The sequence below is a fragment of the Arthrobacter sp. B0316-5-4 genome (genome assembly GCF_059090325.1).
In genome coordinates this window covers 55528-73133 of sequence record NZ_JBNHFN010000006.1, presented here as the reverse complement: position 1 = coordinate 73133, position 17606 = coordinate 55528, and the positions used below count along the sequence as shown (strand labels likewise).

At 62.8% G+C, this 17606-nt stretch carries 19 protein-coding genes; 6 read left to right on the top strand and 13 right to left on the bottom strand.

The features are described from left to right. The first annotated feature begins 206 nt into the window (after positions 1–206). Positions 207–1577 carry a hypothetical protein gene (locus AC5RU9_RS18540; RefSeq protein ID WP_494017596.1) on the top strand — a complete coding sequence of 457 codons (1371 nt, stop codon included), beginning with the start codon at positions 207–209 and terminating at the stop codon, positions 1575–1577. 85 nt (positions 1578–1662) lie between these two features. Here AC5RU9_RS18540 and AC5RU9_RS18535 read toward each other — a convergent pair whose 3' ends face one another. The 7 genes from AC5RU9_RS18535 to AC5RU9_RS18505 form a co-directional block, all read right to left on the bottom strand. Beyond that, positions 1663–1842 carry a hypothetical protein gene (locus AC5RU9_RS18535; protein ID WP_211713326.1) on the bottom strand — a complete coding sequence of 60 codons (180 nt, stop codon included), beginning with the start codon at positions 1840–1842 and terminating at the stop codon, positions 1663–1665. 6 nt (positions 1843–1848) lie between these two features. Then, positions 1849–2964, bottom strand: a complete 1116-nt coding sequence (locus AC5RU9_RS18530; protein ID WP_494017595.1) for a glycosyltransferase family 2 protein — start codon at positions 2962–2964, stop codon at positions 1849–1851. Positions 2965–3222: 258 nt separating this feature from the next. Then, the gene (locus tag AC5RU9_RS18525) at positions 3223–3393 is read right to left on the bottom strand and encodes a hypothetical protein (RefSeq protein ID WP_494017594.1); all 171 of its coding nucleotides are present in this window, start codon (positions 3391–3393) and stop codon (positions 3223–3225) included. A 181-nt stretch (positions 3394–3574) separates the two neighbouring features. Continuing rightward, a complete protein-coding gene (locus AC5RU9_RS18520; RefSeq protein WP_494017593.1) occupies positions 3575–4405 on the bottom strand; it encodes an oxidoreductase in 831 nt (276 codons plus the stop codon). A gap of 91 nt (positions 4406–4496) precedes the next feature. Next, the gene (locus AC5RU9_RS18515) at positions 4497–5036 is read right to left on the bottom strand and encodes a GNAT family N-acetyltransferase (protein ID WP_494017592.1); all 540 of its coding nucleotides are present in this window, start codon (positions 5034–5036) and stop codon (positions 4497–4499) included. Continuing rightward, positions 5033–6382: an LLM class flavin-dependent oxidoreductase gene (locus AC5RU9_RS18510; RefSeq protein WP_494017591.1), complete on the bottom strand. Its 1350-nt coding sequence runs from the start codon at positions 6380–6382 to the stop codon at positions 5033–5035. Before AC5RU9_RS18510 ends, AC5RU9_RS18515 begins: the two co-directional genes overlap by 4 nt. Before the next feature lie 66 nt (positions 6383–6448). After that, the gene (locus AC5RU9_RS18505) at positions 6449–7333 is read right to left on the bottom strand and encodes a MetQ/NlpA family ABC transporter substrate-binding protein (protein ID WP_494017590.1); all 885 of its coding nucleotides are present in this window, start codon (positions 7331–7333) and stop codon (positions 6449–6451) included. Positions 7334–7554: 221 nt separating this feature from the next. Between AC5RU9_RS18505 and AC5RU9_RS18500 the strand changes: the two genes are divergently transcribed. The 4 genes from AC5RU9_RS18500 to AC5RU9_RS18485 all read left to right on the top strand — a co-directional run bounded on the left by AC5RU9_RS18500 (position 7555) and on the right by AC5RU9_RS18485 (position 10802). Then, positions 7555–8664 (top strand): methionine ABC transporter ATP-binding protein, encoded by a 1110-nt coding sequence (locus AC5RU9_RS18500; RefSeq protein ID WP_494017589.1) that lies wholly within the window; start codon positions 7555–7557, stop codon positions 8662–8664. 2 nt (positions 8665–8666) lie between these two features. Next, on the top strand, positions 8667–9326 hold the full coding sequence (locus AC5RU9_RS18495; protein WP_011776065.1) for a methionine ABC transporter permease: 660 nt from the start codon (positions 8667–8669) through the stop codon (positions 9324–9326). Between the two features lie 19 nt (positions 9327–9345). Further along, the gene (locus tag AC5RU9_RS18490; protein ID WP_494017588.1) at positions 9346–10500 is read left to right on the top strand and encodes an LLM class flavin-dependent oxidoreductase; all 1155 of its coding nucleotides are present in this window, start codon (positions 9346–9348) and stop codon (positions 10498–10500) included. Positions 10501–10679: 179 nt separating this feature from the next. Continuing rightward, entirely contained in the window at positions 10680–10802 is a 123-nt protein-coding gene (locus AC5RU9_RS18485) for a hypothetical protein (RefSeq protein WP_494017587.1), read from the top strand. On the opposite strand, the gene AC5RU9_RS18480 is transcribed toward AC5RU9_RS18485, so the two are convergent. The 6 genes from AC5RU9_RS18480 to AC5RU9_RS18455 form a co-directional block, all read right to left on the bottom strand. Beyond that, entirely contained in the window at positions 10799–11206 is a 408-nt protein-coding gene (locus AC5RU9_RS18480) for a rhodanese-like domain-containing protein (protein ID WP_494017586.1), read from the bottom strand. The genes AC5RU9_RS18485 and AC5RU9_RS18480 overlap by 4 nt on opposite strands. Before the next feature lie 36 nt (positions 11207–11242). Beyond that, the gene (locus tag AC5RU9_RS18475; protein WP_494017585.1) at positions 11243–12382 is read right to left on the bottom strand and encodes an LLM class flavin-dependent oxidoreductase; all 1140 of its coding nucleotides are present in this window, start codon (positions 12380–12382) and stop codon (positions 11243–11245) included. A 319-nt stretch (positions 12383–12701) separates the two neighbouring features. Further along, positions 12702–13379 (bottom strand): SRPBCC family protein, encoded by a 678-nt coding sequence (locus AC5RU9_RS18470; RefSeq protein WP_494017584.1) that lies wholly within the window; start codon positions 13377–13379, stop codon positions 12702–12704. A gap of 100 nt (positions 13380–13479) precedes the next feature. Continuing rightward, a complete protein-coding gene (locus AC5RU9_RS18465) occupies positions 13480–14700 on the bottom strand; it encodes a metal-dependent hydrolase family protein (RefSeq protein WP_494017583.1) in 1221 nt (406 codons plus the stop codon). Position 14701: 1 nt separating this feature from the next. Beyond that, complete coding sequence (locus tag AC5RU9_RS18460) at positions 14702–15211, bottom strand: GAF domain-containing protein (protein ID WP_494017582.1); 510 nt, start codon at positions 15209–15211, stop codon at positions 14702–14704. Then, the gene (locus AC5RU9_RS18455) at positions 15208–16611 is read right to left on the bottom strand and encodes an MFS transporter (protein ID WP_494017581.1); all 1404 of its coding nucleotides are present in this window, start codon (positions 16609–16611) and stop codon (positions 15208–15210) included. Before AC5RU9_RS18455 ends, AC5RU9_RS18460 begins: the two co-directional genes overlap by 4 nt. Before the next feature lie 108 nt (positions 16612–16719). On the opposite strand from AC5RU9_RS18455, the gene AC5RU9_RS18450 reads away from it, so the two are divergent. Continuing rightward, positions 16720–17598: a MurR/RpiR family transcriptional regulator gene (locus tag AC5RU9_RS18450; RefSeq protein ID WP_494017580.1), complete on the top strand. Its 879-nt coding sequence runs from the start codon at positions 16720–16722 to the stop codon at positions 17596–17598. The last annotated feature ends 8 nt before the right edge of the window (positions 17599–17606 follow it).

The following is a 17606-nucleotide window of genomic DNA, read 5'->3' as shown; positions in this document are numbered from 1 at the left end:
CCGGAAAGGAGCGGCAAGGGCAGTGCGAAGTCCCGCCGTTATCCAATTGATGTGGTAACGCCGATTTTGCTGGCCCATTTCGCTTCCGACAGGACCCTGCCTAATCGATAATCGAGGAGTTGCACGTTCCTCGGGGGTGGAACGTCACGGCGGCCTCCGGCAATTGCCGGAGGCATTTCTGGGCGCATCAGCAGGAGGACACAGCTATGGCATTGTCAGTGAAGCTCCTTCCACATGGGGGAAGAAAAGCAATGGGATTGGCCGTCATTGCGGCGGTAGGTTTATCGATGTTCACGGGCATGAGCCCCTCAAACGCCGCCGATACCACGCCGATGGCTGACGACCCCGGGCCAGTGGGCAGTTTTACGTGGAAAGGATTCAACTGGCAAAAGCGTTTCTGGGGTGGGGCGCCCATGTACAACGCCAGCTGGGACGCCAACAATGTGAGCAATCCTGACGCCAACGGCTACGTCAAGCTCTCCATCACCAACCCCACAGGGACCGCTCCCAAGGGCGCGGAGTTCCAGTCCACCCGCGAAGGCTTTGGCTACGGCACCTACAGCACCACGGTGGAGAAGGATGTCAGCGCGCTGCAGAAGGAAGTCGTGTGGGGTTGCCTGTTCACGTACGACCCCGCGGCGGAGCCTGGGTACACGGAAATTGATCTTTGTGAAGCGTCGGCGTGGGGTGGCGGTGCGGCTTACGGCGAAAACTGGCCGGTAACGCAGGGGCATGGCTACTGGTTCGATGCCACCCAGCCTCCAGGGCAGGGCAACAACACTGTCACGTTCGATGTCACCAACGCTCCGATTCTCACGCACAGGATGGTGTGGGAGCCGGGCAAGATCACTTTTGAGACATTCGCAGGCGAGGGCTACACCGGAACGCTGCTGAAGAAGACCGTCCTCCAGGGCTCCACGGTTCCGCTTCCTGCCAAGGAGCAGATCCACTTCAACCTTTGGGTGACCGGCGGTGGCGGAGGAGACGCAGCAGGTGTTGCACCTGAGTCCGTCACCATCCGCGATTTCTCCTTTGTCCCGGGTATCCCGCTGACCGCTCCGACTCCTACGGTGACCGGATCGGCAGCGGTGGGTTCAACGTTGACGGCCGCGCCGGGAACGTGGACCACGGGCACCGCACTGACTTATCAGTGGTACCGGAATGGAGTGGCGATTGCAGGCGCCACGAACGCAACCCGCGTCCTGGCCGCGGCAGACCAAGGCACCAAATTGACTGTTCGGGTCACCGGAACCAAAGCCGGGTACGCAACAACAACCAAGGAGTCCGCGCCAACGGCAACAGTGGGCGCAGGCACCCTGGTGGCGCCGGTTCCGACCATCACTGGGACGTTGACCGTGGGCTCCACACTGACAGCCAATACGGGCACGTGGACCTCAGGAACCACCCTGACGTACCAGTGGTATCGGTCAGGGGTGGCGATTTCGGGGGCAACGGCCAAAACCTACACGCTGGTGAGCGCTGACCAGGCCGACACGATGAGTGTGAAAGTCACCGGCACCAATCCTGGTTACACCACGGCGGCCAAGACATCCGCCAGCACAGCGGTTGTGGCCTGAGCGTTAAAACAACAGGCCCGCAGTTGTGTCGCGCTGGGGGGAAAGCGACACACCTGCGGGCCTGTTGGGCTTTGGGGAGAAGCGGCTAGGCCTTCTTCTCGGCACGGACTGGGACGATCCGCTTGATGGCGAGGCCCAGGGCGAGCATTGCGAAGGCAGCCAGGGCGAACCAAAACAGATCGCCTGCGCCTGTCATGGCGAGCGTTCCTGAGCCAGTGGCACCTACGAAAGCGCCTGCTGCGGGTCCTGCTGGGTTGTTGTACATCAGTGATTACCAAACTTTCTTACGGTTGAGGGCTGCATCCAGGTAGGCCTTGGCGTGCACGGCCTGGAGGAAGATATCGATGACGGTTTCGTACATGGTTGCGGCCAGCAGCATGTACCTCCAGCCCCGGAAGCGCAGTGTGACGATGCGCTCCAGGACGAAGATGCCGGTGACTGCGATCCAGAATGGCTGGAGGTTCAGGCCCATTCCGGTGGTCAAAGCAAAAATGATGGAGCCGAAGTAGGCCAGGGTCACCAGGACACCGATCATGGACAGGAACTGGCGTCCCCAATACGGCCTGGTGATTTTGGTCCACCCGTACTGCACGCAGTTTTCCACCGCGCCACGCTTCCAGCGGAGCCGCTGCGCCCAGAGTTCACGCCATGTGGGCATGACCTCCGTGACCAGCGTGCAGTTGGACGGCGAAGCGATGCGGTACCCGAGGGTCAGCAGGGCGAAGGAGAGCTCGTTGTCTTCGGTGAGGACCGACGTGTCGTAGACGCCACCCTTGCCGTTGCCTGGAGGCAGGGTGCCCGCCAGACGGGCTGCGACAACATCACGCAACGTCTTGACCCTGAACAGTGCAGCCGTTCCGGTCACCACCAGGCATTTGCCGTGGAGGCGCTTGACGTCCCTGGCGTAGCGGGCGTACTCGTTGCGTTGGAGGTGGCCTACGAAGCCACCGCCGGGGCCGCCGCTGAACACGCCGCCAACTGCGCCGAGCAGTTCATCGGTGAGCAGGTTGTCGGTGGCGTTTTCGATGAAGTCGAGGGCCAACTGCGAGTCGGCATCCTGGACCAGGACCAGATCTTCAGGGTCGGCGTCCGGAAGCAACTCGCTGAGCGCGAAGTTCAGGGCACCGGCCTTCTTGTCCTTGTTGCCGACGGTCCGCATGACCTCGACGCCTTGGGCGAGCGCGAGAGTCTCGGTGTCATCGGTGCAGTTGTCGGCCACCACGATGATGCGGTCCGGGCGGCGGGTCTGGTTGTTCAGGGACAGCAGCGTCTCGGTGATGCCGGCCGACTCGTTGTGGGCCGGGACCAGGACTGTTACTACTCCGCCAGCGGCACGGTGGGATCCGCGCGGGGTGGCATCCGTGTCCGGTGCGTCTGCACTAACCATGATTTCCGTGAGCATTGTGATCCCTCCGTTCGAGCGTTGAAGCGTTGACTCATTTAGAGTTCCAACGCCAACGCAAGAAATACGCAGGCAAAGCGTCAAGGAAAACTCAAGGTTTGCTCAGGACTTCCTTTGAGGCATCACGAATCGGGGTCTGGGACCACTTGTACGTTTCTTGGCGCGCTTGGGGAGGCGCCTTAAACGCAAGAGGACGACGCCGGCACGTACCGGCGTCGTCCTCTTGCTTTTGCTGTGGGCTGCTTAGCGGCTCAGGCTGACCGTGAAGGTTTTCGGTCCGCTGAGCGTCACTGCGATGCCGCAATTTTCGCCGGCGGCGCGGTGTGAGAGGGACTGGATGGCGGCATCGATGGTGTGGTCGATGGCCGACTTGTCCCAGATTTTCAGCGTGATGGAGTCAGTATGTGTCGTCATTGTCAGTACTTTCACTCAGGCCGTTATCAGCCCCAAGCTTCTTCGCCCGGGGCCGCATCCTCGTCGGTGAGGATTGCTGATTCAGCTTGTATGGGAAACGAATTCCCTCATTCATGGTTCATGTTGCCTACCGTGATTGACAAGCGAATCCGGCCAAGTGTGACCGATTACACGTTGCTCATTACTCCGTGTAACCGGTGCTGGCACTGCGTTCCCGCCAACGGTCGACCTCTGCACGCATGGCTTCCTCCACGGCGTCGTACGCGTATACAGCGTCCGCTCCGAGCAGCAGGAAAGCCGGGGTTTGCTCGGCTTCCACTGCGCTGATTATCACCTGGGCAGCCTTGTCCGGGTCGCCCGGCTGGGTGCCGTGCACGGTGTCGTTTTCCTTGCGGCGTTTCCCGGCCGTGTCAGCGTAGTCGGCGATTGCTTCGGCTGACTGGGTGAGCGAGCGGCCGGCGAAATCGGTCCGGAACCCGCCCGGTTCCACAGCTGTAACGGAGATCCCGAGGGGCTGCAGTTCCTTGTGGAGCGAACCTGAGATTCCCTCCAGGGCGGCCTTGGACGCGGAGTAATAGCCCGATCCGGGCGGGCAGATCCGGGCGCCGATGGAGGAGATGTTCACGATTGCGCCCGATCGCCTGGAACGCATCCCCGGAAGGACGGCCTTGATCATGGCGACGGGGCCGAACACGTTGGTGTCGAACAAGGCGCGGATGTCGGCGTCGTCGCCTTCTTCGATGGCTGCGCGGTAACCGTAGCCGGCGTTGTTGACCAGGACGTCCACGCCGCCGAAACGCTCCGCGGCCTGCTGAACCGCCGCGTCCACCTGGGACTGATCGGTGACGTCGAGCGACACGGCGATTGCCGTCGTCGGGAATTCCGCGGCGAGGTCCTGCAGCGAATCGGTGTTGCGGGCGGTAACCACCGCGTTATCGCCTTTTGCGAGGACTGCTCGGGCAAGGGCCCGGCCGAGTCCTGTGGAGCAGCCTGTGATGAGCCAGGTAGTCATGATGTTCCTTTTCCTAGGGGACCATTCCATTGGAACGCTACTCCTGGGAATGCGGGAGTGCCTGGCGGTAGGGGTAGTGCCGGTGCCTCCCTTATACCGGCGGGAGCTCCAGCGTGTAGACCACCAGCTGCACCTTCGGCGCAGGGCGCTCCTTCTCACGCTCGGGTCGACGAACATAGCCCAAGCGACGGTAAAGGCGCTGGGACGTTTCATTGTCGACGGCGGTGTCCAGCACGACGCGCACGGCACCCCGTGCCGTGGCAAGGCGGGCGGATTCGTCCAGGAGTTTCTGGCCAAGGCCTGTCCTGCGCGCGTCCGGGTGCACTGCCAGTAACCGCAACTCCACCTCGCCTTCTTCGGCCTGCCGGCTGAGGTGTGAGCCAAAGGGCAGCAGGCTGGCTGTGCCCACCAGACGCCCGGTTTCCACGTCTTCGGCCACCAGTAGCACGCCTTCGCGGGCCCGCGCCGCGGCATTGAGCAAAAGCTCCAGCCGCTGTTCGTCAGGCTGATGCGCGCCTGGGAGATGATGACCGAAGCCTTCGTACGTCAGCCGCCCCACGGCGTCGTACTCTTCGGGGCGCGCCTGGCGTATCACGTGGGTGCCGGTGGCGACGGTTGGTGTGGTGGTCATGGTTGTCCTTTCGGCTGCGGATCGAGTCCGAGGTGCGATTTCAGGGTGGTGCCGGCGTACTCAGTGCGCGCCAGGCCGCGTTCCTGGAGCAGCGGAATGACGCCCTCGGCGAAGCGCTCCAGGTCCTGGGGGAGGAGCGAGAACATGAGGTTGAAGCCGTCGGCTGCGCCTTCTGCGTGCCAGCGTTCCAAGGAGTCGGCCACGTGCTGCGGGGTGCCGATGAAGTCGTGGTTCCGTTTGTCGCCTGTGAGGATTGAGTAGAGGTCCTTGAGCGTGACCTCGTCTTCACGTCCACTGATCTGTTCACCGGCGGAACGGAAATCGGTCCGGGGCTGTGCGATGGTGGGGATGCCGGACTGGGCCACGGTGGCGTCAGCGGCGAGGCCAGTGAAGTCCAACTGGCCCGCGAAATACTCCTGAAGGAAGTCCAGGACCTGCAGGTCGGTGATCAGGTTGTCCAACTCCCGGATTCTTGCCAAGGCCTCGTCTCGGGTGTCTGCCACTACCGGCGAGATGGCTTGGTAGACATAGAGTTCGTCCGGATTCCGGCCGAACGCCTTTGCTTGGGCGCGGATTGAATCCCGGTATTGGCGCGCCTGCGGGATATCAGGGTGGCTGGCGAAAAGGGCGTTGGCGAAGCGCGCTCCCAGCTGTTGGCCTGGAACGGAAGTGCCCGCCTGGGCCAGCAACGGGGAATGCTGCGGTGATGGCCCAATGTTGAGCGGACCTGCCACCTTGAAGAACTCGCCCTTGTACTCCAGGCGGCGGAGTTTGTGGCGGTCGAAGAACCGGCCGTTGTCCTTGTCATAGAGGAAAGCGTCCGTGTCCCAGGAATTCCAGAGGCCTTGGGTCACCTCAACGAACTCTTCAGCGCGGCGGTACCGGAGGCTGTGGTCGAAGTGCTCACCGGCGCTGAAATTGCCCGCCGTGCTGTTGGTGAGGTCGCGCGTGGTGACGATGTTCCAGCCGACGCGGCCACCGCTGATGTGGTCCGCGGTGAGGGCAGCCCGGGCAAAGTTGAAGGGCTCGTCGTACGACGTGGACGAGGTGGCGATGAGGCCGATGTTGCTGGTGACCGCACCTAGGGCCGTGACCAGGCCGATGGGGTCGAAGCGATTCAGGATGCCCGGGTTGGATGTTTCGTCGATCGCCAGGGAGTCGCCCAGGAAGATCGCGTCGAACTTGGCGTCTTCGGCTGTCCTGGCGAGCTTTACCTGGTGCGCGAAGTCGATGCTGGCCTGGGGAAAGGCTGTTTCGTGGCGCCATGAAGCCAAATGGATGCCGGTGCCCACAAGGTAGGCGAAGAAGTGGATCTGCTGGCGTTCGCGGGCGAGTGTCTGGTTCATGGGCCTGTTCGGTGCTGTTGGAAGGGTGGGGGTGGCGGGCGCCCTTGGACGGGCACCCGCCAACAACTACTTGGTCTTCTTGATGGCTTCTTCTTCGACGGTGAGGACTTCCTGCAGCTTGGCAGCAGTCCAATCAGCTTTGAACTGAAGATTGCCGTCGTTGAGCTTGGTGACTGAGGCTTCAACTTCAGGCGTGTGGTACGCGTCAACGATCTTCTTCCACGTGGGATCGTCCTTACGGTCGGCCTTCACCACGAAGCCATTGATGTACGGTGCCAAGGACTCCGAGTTCAGGTCTTCCTTGAAGATGATCTTCTCGTCGCCCAGGCCGCCCTTCTGGGCCTGCGTGTTGTTGACTACGGCAGCGTCCGTTGTTCCCTTGAGCGCATTGACCGTCTGGTTGCTGTCCACCGGGACAACCTTGATCTTGCTCGACGTGATTTCAGCAGGTGTGGAGAGCGAGTTGCCGCCGTCCTTGAGCTGCAACAGGCCTGCTGTCTGAAGGTTCAGCAGGGCGCGTGCCTGGTTGGTGGGGTTGTTCGGGATCACAACCTCGGCGTCGGCGGGCAGCTCTTCCACAGACTTGAACTTCTCTGAGTACAAGGCCAGCGGGTAGACGGCTGTGGCACCAACAGGGACCAGCGTGCCGTTGCTGTTGACGTTGAACTGGGACAGGTACTTCAGGTGCTGGAACAGGTTGATGTCCACTTGGCCCTGCTGGGTTGCCGTGTTGATCTGCGCACCATCAGTGAAGTTCTTAACCTCAAGGTCGATGCCCTGGTCCTTGAGTTTGTTCTTCAGAATGGTCCAGTGCTCTTCGGCGCCGTCGTCCACGCCGATCACTACCTTGGTGTTCCCGGACGTCGTGGAACCACTTGAAGCACCCCCGCATGCCGAGAGCGATAGGGCGGCGACCAGGCCGACGGCGGCGACTAACAAGCGGTTCTTCATGATGCTTCTCCGTACAAAGGGTATTGATGCGAATGGAAGGTACGGGGTGTTCCCCCTGCCTCACGCTAGGCAGGGCGGCCGCTGGGAATCGAACGCTCCCGCAACACTCCGACGCGCGCCGTTAAGGAAAGAAACCGCAGGTCACAGGGGGTCATTGGGTTCGATGACCGGCCCTGGGCGCTGCTGGAATGGGGATCCAAACAACCCAGAAGGAGGCTCCGGTGAGCGCGATCGTTTCCCTGCGCGGAGTCAGCAAGCTGTTCCCGGTCCAAGGAAGCAAACGCGCCCAGCGCATTGAACCCGTGCGGGCCGTGGACGATGTCACTTTGGACATCGAAGAGGGCACCGTGGTGGGCATCGTCGGGTACTCCGGAGCCGGGAAATCCACTCTGGTGCGTCTGCTCAACGGCCTGGAACGCCCCACCGAAGGCCAGGTTTTCGTCAAGGGACAGGACATCTCGTCGCTCCCCGAAGGCCAGCTGCGCAAAGTGCGCGCCGGCATCGGCATGATCTTCCAGCAGTTCAATCTGCTCAAGTCCCGCACCGTTTTCGGGAACGTCGCCTATCCGCTGAAAGTGGCCGGTTGGCCGAAGGACAAAATCAAGCCGCGCGTTGAAGAGTTGCTCGAGTTCGTGGGCATCGCGGACAAAGCCGGCTCCTACCCCCGGCGGCTTTCCGGCGGGCAACAGCAACGGGTGGGCATCGCCCGGGCGCTGGCGAACGCCCCGGACATCCTGCTGGCAGACGAAGCCACCAGCGCATTGGACCCCGAGACCACCCGGGACGTCCTCCGCTTGCTCCGCCGGATCAACAAAGAACTCGGAACCACTGTTGTGGTCATCACCCACGAAATGCACGTGGTCCGCGAAATCTGCGACACCGTAGTGATGATGGAATCCGGCCGTGTGGTGGAAGCCGGGCCAACGTACACGGTGTTCGCCGACCCCCAAAGTGCGTCCACCCAGCGCTTCGTATCCACGGCGGTACACGGCACACCGGAACCCGACACCGTCAGCAGACTCGCGGCAGCCCATCCCGGCAGGCTCGTCTCCATCGGCATCTCCGAGGCAGCGCCCACCCCTCTGGTTGCCGCAACTTTCGAGAGCCACGGGGTTGGCTCCAGCGTGGTGTTCGGCGGCGTCACCGAAATCCAGAACAAGATCCTCGGCACACTCACCTACGAGCTCACTGGCAGCGACGCCGCGATTGACGCCGCGCTCGCCGACTTAGGTGAGGTCACCGCCGTCGAACGCCAACTTCCGACGGCGGCACCCACCGAAAGTGCCGTCCCGCACCTTCCAGCACCTGTCCCCGCGAACGCCGGAGAATAGCCATGACCGACTGGACAACCCTTCTGCCCGTCCTGGGCGAGTCTTTTCAACAGACCATCTACATGGTGGTCATCACGGTCCTGCTCAGCGGCATTGCCGGGCTGGCGCTGGGGGTCACGCTCTATGCCACCAGGCCGGGAAACCTGTTCGCCAACAAGGCCGTGTTTTCGTTCCTGAACTTCCTGGTGAACATCATCCGGCCCATCCCGTTCATCATCTTCATCACGGCCATCGCACCCCTGACGCTGATCATCATGGGAACCACCATTGGAACCACCGCGGCTATCCTGCCCATGGCGTTGATGGCCGGCGTCGTGATTGGACGCGTGGTGGAGCAAAACCTGGTGGCCTCCGACCCCGGCGTGGTGGAAGCCGCCCGCGCCATGGGCGACAGCAGGTTGCACATCCTGTGGTCAGTGGTGATTCCAGAGTCGCTGGCACCGCTGATCCTTGGCTACACGTTCATGATCATCGCGATCGTGGATATGTCCGCGATGGCCGGGTACATCGGTGGCGGCGGGCTGGGCAACTTCGCCATCATGTACGGCTATCAGCAGTTCAACTGGGAAGTCACGCTGGTGACCGTCCTGATCATCATCGTCATGGTGCAGGCCGCGCAGCTGCTGGGCAACTTCCTGGCCCAGCGCATCCTTCGCCGCTAAGTTTCTTTGGAGATCCTTTATGCCTATCGAATTCCTCGGCATGGGTGCCGGCAACGACTCCACGGAGACCTCGCCGGCCACCACGCCCTTCTTCGACCCTTCTTACGCTGCGAAGATCGCGCGGATCCACGAGGACAACAACTGGGACCACGTCCTGTTTGCCTACAACTCGGCCACGCAGGATCCCTCTGTCCATGCCGCGTGGGTCGCCGCTCATACCGAGCGAATCCAGTTGAGGTTGGCACACCGGCCCAACGTTTCGCACCCAACGTTCGCGGCGCGCTCTTTCCTCACGCTCGACCACATCGCGCAAGGCCGGCTGACAATCCACTTCATCACCGGCGGGAGCCAAGCGGATCAGGCCCGCGAAGGCGATTTCCTTGCCAAGGATGACCGGTACGGCCGGACGCAGGAGTACATGCAAATCGTACGGCGGGCGTGGTCGGGGGATTCGTTCGATTGGAACGGGGAGCATTACCGGTTCGAGAACTTCGCCTCGGGGTTGGAGCCATTCCAGGGAAAGCGGCCGGGCATGTCGTTCGGCGGATCGTCCGAGGCTGCCTGGGCTGTGGGCGCAGCCGAGGCCGACATTTATGCGTTGTTTGGGGAACCCTTGGCCGACGCCGCCGGGCAGCAGGAGCAGATCCTTTCGCGCGCCGCTGCTTTGGGGCGCGCTGAACCGTTGCGCTGGCAGATCGCCTTCCGGCCGATTATTGCCCCCACCGACGAGCTTGCCTGGGACAAAGCGCACGCCATCCTGGGCAGGTTCCAGGCCCGGCGTTCCGCTGGCGAGGTCATCGACCCCGTCCGGCACTACGCGGCGAAGGCTGAAGCAGCGGGAACCCAACGGCTCCTGGCCGCCGCCGAACGCGGCGACCTACACGATCGCGCCCTGTGGACCGCCCTCGCCAAGGCGGCCGGCGGCGGAGGAGGAAGCGCGACGGCGTTGGTCGGCTCCTACGACACCGTCACCCAGGCGATCCTGGACTACCACGACCTCGGTTTCGAGATCTTCGGCCTCCGCGGCTACGACTTCGTTCCGGACGCCATCGAGTTCGGACAACACGTGATCCCGCAGTTGAAGCAGGAAGTGGCGCACCGGGAGCAGGGCCGGAGCCCGGAGGAGCTGCGTGCCGCCCAAGCCAACGCCCGCGCGGGACTCCTCCACCCCTGACCCTCTTTCGCGTTCCGCCTGTTTGGGGCTGACCCTCTCTCACATTCCGCCGTCACAGGTCCGAGGAGTTCGGTCCCCTGGGAAAGGGATGCTGCATCCTGCTGGGCGTCGCGCTGTTGGCTGGCGGAAGGGACCAGCTCCGTGAGGGGCGGCGCCCCGCAAACGAAAGTGCCGTCGTCGTGATTTCCCTCAAGGAAAGCACGACGACGGCAACGGAATCGAACGTGGCCGGCCCAGTAACGCCGGGCACGACGGCGGGTGGCAGCCAGCGCCCGGAAGTCACCGAATCGGTGGACGCCTAAGCAGGGTCAGTCGGCGGTGCGGCGGGGGCGGTGGTGGGTACGCCGGCGTCGCGCAGGGCCGGGAAGCCGCCGTCGACGTGTACGGCGTGGTCGTAGCCCAGGACTTTGAGTTTCTCCGCGACGGGACGTGATCCGTTCACTGAACCGCAGAAAATAACGATCTTCTGCTGGGTCCCGGTCAGTTGGGGCAAGCGGTGGGCGGACTCCGGGCTGAAGTCCTCCTCCACATGCTCGCGGTTGACAACTACGGCTCCGGGGACCGCGCCGGTGCTGGCGCGACCACCCTCACTGCGGACATCGATCAGCAGCGCGCCCTCGTCAATGAGCTTGGCCGCTTCCGCAGCGGTGACCAGCTGGGTGTCTTCCTGGGCTGTGCTTTCCTCAACTGTGGTTTCGATGGACATATGTGCTCCTTTGTTGGTGAGTGGAAATCGAAAAAGCTAAAGACCCCAGGCTTCGGCGAGCAACTGGTAGGAGTTCACTCGGTCTGCGGGGTCGTGGGCAATGCTGGTGATCAGCAGCTCCTGTGCGCCCGTAACGCGCTGCAGTGTCTGGAGCTGCTCGCTGACCTGGTCCGGTGAGCCGACGAACCTGGTATCCAACCGGTCCTTGACCAAGGCCAGGGCTTCGGCATCCAAATCCCCTTCCAGGGCATCCTCCGGCGAGGGGTAGGGAATGGCGCCCTGACCGCTCCGTATCCCATGAACCCACTGACCATAACCGCGGGCGAGCCGCTTGGCCTGGCGTTCGTCGGCGGCCACCAGCACGTCCGCGGAGACGATCACATGGGGTTCGTGCAAAGTGGCGGAAGGCTCAAAGTGAGCACGGTACTCGGCGATGGAGTCCAGCACGCCGGCAGGTGCCACGTGGTAATTGGCCCCGAAGGGAAGGCCGAGCTTCCCGGCCAGCCGGGCACTGGGTCCGGCGGTGGTGCCGTGAATCCAAAACTGGGGTGACTGGCCCAAAGCCGGCGTCGCCGTGACCTCCTCCCCGTGTTGTGTCCGGTATTCCCCGGTGAAGAATCCGATGATGTCCTGGATATCGCTTTCGAAGTTGTCCGTGTCCCCCGGGAAGCGGCCCAGCAGTTCACTTTGAAGCCGGAACTTCCTGGGCAACACGGCGCCGAAGATCGGAAGCGGAGCCGGGACCAGGAGCCCACCGACCACCCGGTCTGTTTCCTCGACTGAGCCGGCGGGTACCACGCCCGGAGCTGGCTCGCTTGAAGACTTTGGCGGGCCGGAGCGTCCGAAACCCAGATCCAAGCGGTCAGGGAACACTGCGGCCAGGGTTCCGATGCTCTCGGCAATTTGAAGTGGCCGGTAGTTCCCCAGCAGGGTGGCTGCCGTCCCCACGCGGATGGTCTTGGTGGCCGACGCTACCAATCCGGCCAGGACATGTGGGGCCGAACCGGCAACCCCACTGTTGAGATGGTGCTCGGCCAGCCAGTACCGCGAGTAACCGGAAGCCTCGGCAGCAGCGGCCAGGCCCAGCGTGCCGTGTAACGCCTCGCCGGGTGTCTGTCCGGCCGACACCGGGCTGAGGTCTAGGACGGACAGGGGAGTGACTGAAGGCTTCGGCATGGCACGACACTACGGAGCCGGGTGCTTGCGCCCAAGCGGCTCCGTCACCCCGCTCAACGGGAGTCAATGTTGCTCAATGCCGCGCAATCCACCGTCACACGGGATGACCAGTGAACGAGGGTTGGTCGGGAAGTGAGCGAGGGTTGGGCGGAAGGGGGTGGGATGTGAGTGAGGGTTGGGTTGAAGGGGGTGGGATGCTTCATCGGTGAGGGCATGCAGGCTCCGGCGATGCCCGCCGTCGTCTATACCGGCAAGAAGTAGCCCAAACTACAAAGCCGCCTAGGTCAACGCGACCCGGGCGGCTTTGTGGTGGGCTGGACTACCGCTGTCCCGGCAGGCCGCCCATGGGCGGGATGAAGCCTCCGCCCCGTCCATCGTCGTCGCCACGTTCAGCGGCGCTGCGGGTATCGCTTTCCGCGCTCCCGTCTGAGTCGCCGTCGTCATCGGCCAGCCCATTCGTCTGGTCGAAGGGGTGGGTGACAGGATCGACGATCGGCGTCTCCGGGGCGGCGGTGGTGCTTGTCGTTGTCCCGGTGGTATGTGTGGCCGTGGTGGTCCCGGCAGTCGACGCAGTTTCCGGTGCTTGCTTTTCGATGTACTCCTTGAACTTCTTCAAGTCTGACTCAGCCTGCCTCTCAACAACGTGCAACTTGTCCCCAAGGAATTCCAGGACGCCGTGGGGTTCGTATTCCAAGGACAGGTGCAGGGACGTCTGGCTGGGTCCGGCTTCCTTGAACTCCACCCATCCTGCGTTCTTGACACCCTCGACGGCGGCCCATGCCACGGCCCGGTTGACGTCCTGCTGGACGATCTTTGCTTCCCACTTGCGGTGGACGCCCGCGATTTCGGCGACCCATTCCAGGCGGTCATCGCCAAGCCGCGTCACCCGTTCGACTCCGCCCATGAAATGCGGGAATTCTTCGAACTGGGTCCACTGCCTGTAGGCCGTACTGATCGGAACGTTGACCATGATTGTCTTGTCTACTTTCGTGGTCACAATATCCTCCTCCTGCTCGATTCGATATTCATCAGCATGCTTACATTATCGAGCTTTTCGAAGGGGAATAACAGGTCTTTCCGCCCCGGTGACGCAGGAACTAGGAGATCTCGCGGCCGTTCTGGATGAGGTGTTCCAGATGCTCGGAGATGTCGGCAAGCACGGAAATATCTGCCACCGGATCCGCATCCAGGACCAGCATGTCCGCGTCCGCGCCAGGTGCGACCACGCCAAGTTCACCTTCGCGCTCAAGCAGCTGGGCCGCCGTCGTGGTTGCTGCCCGGATGGCGGCGATAGCCGGCTGGACTTTGCCGAGCAGCCTGAACTGTTCGTTCTGATGGCGATGCATTCCACCCAGAAGGTCGGAACCGAAGGCCATTTTCACACCGGCCTCGTGAGCTCGGGCAATTGCCTCGAGGCCGCTGGTGAGCACCGAGTCCACCTTGCCCCACATTTCTTCCGTGAGCCCAAACTCCTTGCCCTCTTCCTTGAGCGCCCAGTAGGTGACCAGGGTGGGAACCAGGAAGGCGTCCTTTTCGAGGAACAACTTCAGGCTTTCGTCGTCCAGCAGGTTGCCGTGTTCAATCGAGCGGACACCAGCTTCCAGTGCGCGGTTGATGGCGCGTGCAGTGTACGCGTGGGCGGCGACGTAGCGGTTGGCGGCCTGGGCTTCTTCCACTGCTGCGCGCATTTCCTCCATGGAGTACTGGGTGGAGTCGATGCGGTCAGTAGGTGACGAGACCCCGCCAGATGCCATGATCTTGATGTGGTGGGCGCCCTTGCGGATCTCATCCCTGGCGGCCGCGCGGACGGCATCCACGCCGTCGGCCACGCGACCTATTCCGCAGCAGCCGCGGCCATTGGGGTCATGGTCTTCGCCTGGGAGGCGCATGTCGCCGTGGCCGCCGGTCTGGCTCAGCGCGTGGCCGCAGAAGTGGATCTTCGGACCCTCCAGGAGCCCTTCTTCCTGGGCCATCGCCAGGCCAAAGTCGGCCCCTGAGAGGTCGCGGACAGTGGTGAAGCCGCGGCGGAGCATCTCGCCCATGATGCGGGCCGTTTGCGCATAGACATACGACGCCGGTGTGTAGGTGAGGGAGCGGAAGTCGGCGCTGGAAGCCACCACGTGGACGTGGGCGTCAATCAGGCCCGGGATGACGAACCTGCCGGTGCCATCGATCACCCGCGCACCTTCCGGAGCGTCGGCGTTCGGCCCGACGCTGCTGATCTTTCCGTCAACGCTGACGACGTCGGCGGTCGAGTACGTGCCTGCGTCGACGTCCAGGACGCTGGCGTTGCGTATAACGAGGGGTGTGGAGCTCATGTTAAACGGTGTCCTTCGCAGGTGCTTCAGTGGATTCGGGGACTTCGACTTCAGTGGGATGGGCTTCGAAGGCCTGGACAAGTTCTGCCTGGTTTGCGTTGACGAGGCCGACGGCGGTGTCCACGCTTTGCTGCGTGTACTTGCCTTCTGCGTCGAGGAGGGCAAGGACGCCCGCCACGTTGCTGTCCGAATCGAGGACGGGAACGTTGATCACGGCCCCGCAGCCGAGCTGTTGGATGAGCCCGGAGTCGGCAAAGACTTCCTTGAGCGCCTCCAGGTCTGCCGCGAGGAACGGCTTCTTGTCCTCGATGACGGTTCCGAGCCAGCCGGGGGAGATCTCCACCGTCTTCTCGCCGCCCACCGGATATTCTGCGGGGTGGCTTGTGAAGAGGCGCTTGAGGCTGGAGCGCTGGGGGATCCATTGAAGGGCCGTGAAGAGGACGACGCCTGGGTCCTGCTGCAGCGCATCGAAGGCCTGCTGGAAAGTAGTGTCCGATTTCATGAAGCTCATTTGGTGACCGTTCCTGCGTGGTTGTCTGGCGCTGCGTCATGCTCGGCGCGTGCGTTGATGTCCTCCAGGGACTTGCCGGCCGTGGAAGCCCCGAAGATCACGACGCCCAGGACGCCGATGGTCAGGACCACCGTGGTCATGGTGAACACGCCGCCGAAGCCGAGTGAGGCTGCGAAAATGCCGATGATGGACGGTGCCAGGATGCTGCCGATGCGGCCGACGGCACTGGCCAGGCCAACGCCCGTAGCGCGCATCCAGGTGGGGAAGAGCTCCGGGGTGTAGGCATAGACGCCGGCGTAGGTGCCGTTGAGGAAGAAGGACAACGTTGCGGCGGCCAGCAGGATCATGCCGGAATCGTTGGACTGGCTTAGCCAGAAGGCGCTGATGGCCGATCCCGCCAAGTAGAGGGCGATGGTGTTCTTGCGGTCGATCCGGTCGCACAACCAGGCGGCGGAGAAATACCCGGGAATCTGTGCAAGGTAGATCAGGATCGAGAACTCGAAGCTCTTGGTGACCGTGATGCCGCGGCCGACCAGCAGCGTGGGGATCCAGGAGAAGAAGCCGTAATAGGAGAACGTGATCACGAACCAGATCAGCCAGATCACCGCTGTCCGGCGACGCATCGCCTTGGACCACATGAACTTCAGGGCATTCCAGACGCTGATTTTCTGCTCGTGCTTGGTGATCTCTTCAGTACCGGGTTCCAGGGGTGCGAGTTCCTTGCCAGTGGCTTTCACAACGCTCTGCTCGAAGCGTTCCACTACCGCCGTCGCCTCCGCGACGCGCCCCCGGCTGATCAGGAAGCGGGGTGATTCGGGCAGTCCACGGCGCCACCAGAGCAGGAGGAGGATGGGGATGGCGGTAAGGACCTGGGCCCAGCGCCAGCCGTCCTCGCCCATGGGAACCACGAATCGGCCTATCAATGCTGCTGCGACAAAGCCGAAGGAGAAGAAGCCGGCAAGGGTTCCGATGAACCAGCCGCGGCGCTTTGGGGGAATGAACTCTGAAAGGAACGGCGCGATGATCACGCTTTCCGCGCCTGCGCCCAGTCCTGCAAAGATTCGTGCAATCAGGAAGATTTCGAAGTTCGGGGCCATCGCCGCGATGATCGACATGAGGCAGTAGAACGCGAGAGCCCACAGCATGACCTTCTTGCGGCCGAAGCGGTCGCCCATCCAGCCGGACAGGATCGCGCCGAAGAAGAAGCCGAAGGGGGCCGCCGAGCCTACCAGTCCGAGGCTGGCGGTGCTGAGGCCCCACAGTTCCTGGATGCGCGGGAGCAGGAAAGCAACCACTGCCCCGTCCATGCCGTCGAAAGAGTAGCCGAGGCCTCCGATGAGGAGAAGCTTGTAGTGTGGTCGACTGAGAGCCAGACGATCCAGGCGTGCTGTGAGAGACATGGTGATTCCTGCCAAAGTGGGCCAAGTTGTACATTTTGAGGAATATGCACAAGTCTGTGCAGAAGTGATGTATCGAAGTTACGGCCAAAGTGTGAGGTAGGTCAATAGGTGGAAGAAGATTTCGACTCGTCAACGATGACCGAGTGGCTGGACGATCGCGTCCAGGGACGGAAGCTCGCTGCGCGGCAAATGCAGGTCATCGGCATCCTCCGGTCCCAGCCGCGGCTTGCCTCGTACGGCTCCGTCAGCGACATCGCCGCAGTAGCTGCCTCCAATGCCTCCACGGTCACCAGAACCGCGCAAACACTGGGATTCAAGGGCTGGGTTGATTTCCAATTTGAGCTCAGATCGCGCTTCCTGGCGTCGCTCAGTGCCGTGGAAGTGGCGGCCGAACACAACGGCCACATCAGTAGTCCTGCACAGGCTGCGGTGTCCACGGATCGGGCTAATTTGGCCCACTTTGAGCGCACATTGGACGCCGACACCATTCATGAAATTGCGAAGGCGATTGCTGGAGCGCGGCAGACATTCATCGTCGCGGCAGGCAGCTACGCCATTCCCGGCAAGGCGCTGGAGCACAACGCCATCATTGCCGGCTACAACGTGCGGCTCCTGGATGCCGACGTTGCCGCCCTCACCAACGCCATTGCCCGGCTCGGGGCCGAGGACCTGGTTATCGCCATCAGCCTCTGGCGCGTTTACGACAGCACCATGAGGGCCGTGGACATCGCCCACAACCTGGGCACGCCCATAGTTTCCATCACCGACAGTGCGGGATCACCGGTGGCAGTGCACGCGGACCACAGGATTGTGGTGCCCACCGAAGGCGCAGGTTTCTTCCCCTCCCTGACAGGTGCGGTCACCGCGGTCCAGGCGATCGCCGTCGAACTCGCATCCCTGGACCGTGAACGCTCCAACCTCAACATCGCCGCGTCGGAGCGGACCTGGGACCAGATGCGGATCATGCATCCGCGGTCAACTTCCTAGCGTCACCT

Excerpts from the sequence above, each read along its gene's own strand:
- AC5RU9_RS18475 (WP_494017585.1), bottom strand. The coding sequence starts at position 12,382 with ATGCCGAAGCCTTCAGTCACTCCCCTGTCCGTCCTAGACCTCAGCCCG.
- AC5RU9_RS18510 (WP_494017591.1), bottom strand. The coding sequence starts at position 6,382 with ATGAACCAGACACTCGCCCGCGAACGCCAGCAGATCCACTTCTTCGCC.
- AC5RU9_RS18530 (WP_494017595.1), bottom strand. The coding sequence starts at position 2,964 with ATGGTTAGTGCAGACGCACCGGACACGGATGCCACCCCGCGCGGATCC.
- AC5RU9_RS18540 (WP_494017596.1), top strand. The coding sequence starts at position 207 with ATGGCATTGTCAGTGAAGCTCCTTCCACATGGGGGAAGAAAAGCAATG.
- AC5RU9_RS18495 (WP_011776065.1), top strand. The coding sequence starts at position 8,667 with ATGACCGACTGGACAACCCTTCTGCCCGTCCTGGGCGAGTCTTTTCAA.
- AC5RU9_RS18480 (WP_494017586.1), bottom strand. The coding sequence starts at position 11,206 with ATGTCCATCGAAACCACAGTTGAGGAAAGCACAGCCCAGGAAGACACC.
- AC5RU9_RS18460 (WP_494017582.1), bottom strand. The coding sequence starts at position 15,211 with ATGAGCTTCATGAAATCGGACACTACTTTCCAGCAGGCCTTCGATGCG.
- AC5RU9_RS18515 (WP_494017592.1), bottom strand. The coding sequence starts at position 5,036 with ATGACCACCACACCAACCGTCGCCACCGGCACCCACGTGATACGCCAG.
- AC5RU9_RS18525 (WP_494017594.1), bottom strand. The coding sequence starts at position 3,393 with ATGACGACACATACTGACTCCATCACGCTGAAAATCTGGGACAAGTCG.
- AC5RU9_RS18465 (WP_494017583.1), bottom strand. The coding sequence starts at position 14,700 with ATGAGCTCCACACCCCTCGTTATACGCAACGCCAGCGTCCTGGACGTC.
- AC5RU9_RS18455 (WP_494017581.1), bottom strand. The coding sequence starts at position 16,611 with ATGTCTCTCACAGCACGCCTGGATCGTCTGGCTCTCAGTCGACCACAC.
- AC5RU9_RS18490 (WP_494017588.1), top strand. The coding sequence starts at position 9,346 with ATGCCTATCGAATTCCTCGGCATGGGTGCCGGCAACGACTCCACGGAG.
- AC5RU9_RS18520 (WP_494017593.1), bottom strand. The coding sequence starts at position 4,405 with ATGACTACCTGGCTCATCACAGGCTGCTCCACAGGACTCGGCCGGGCC.
- AC5RU9_RS18505 (WP_494017590.1), bottom strand. The coding sequence starts at position 7,333 with ATGAAGAACCGCTTGTTAGTCGCCGCCGTCGGCCTGGTCGCCGCCCTA.
- AC5RU9_RS18535 (WP_211713326.1), bottom strand. The coding sequence starts at position 1,842 with ATGTACAACAACCCAGCAGGACCCGCAGCAGGCGCTTTCGTAGGTGCC.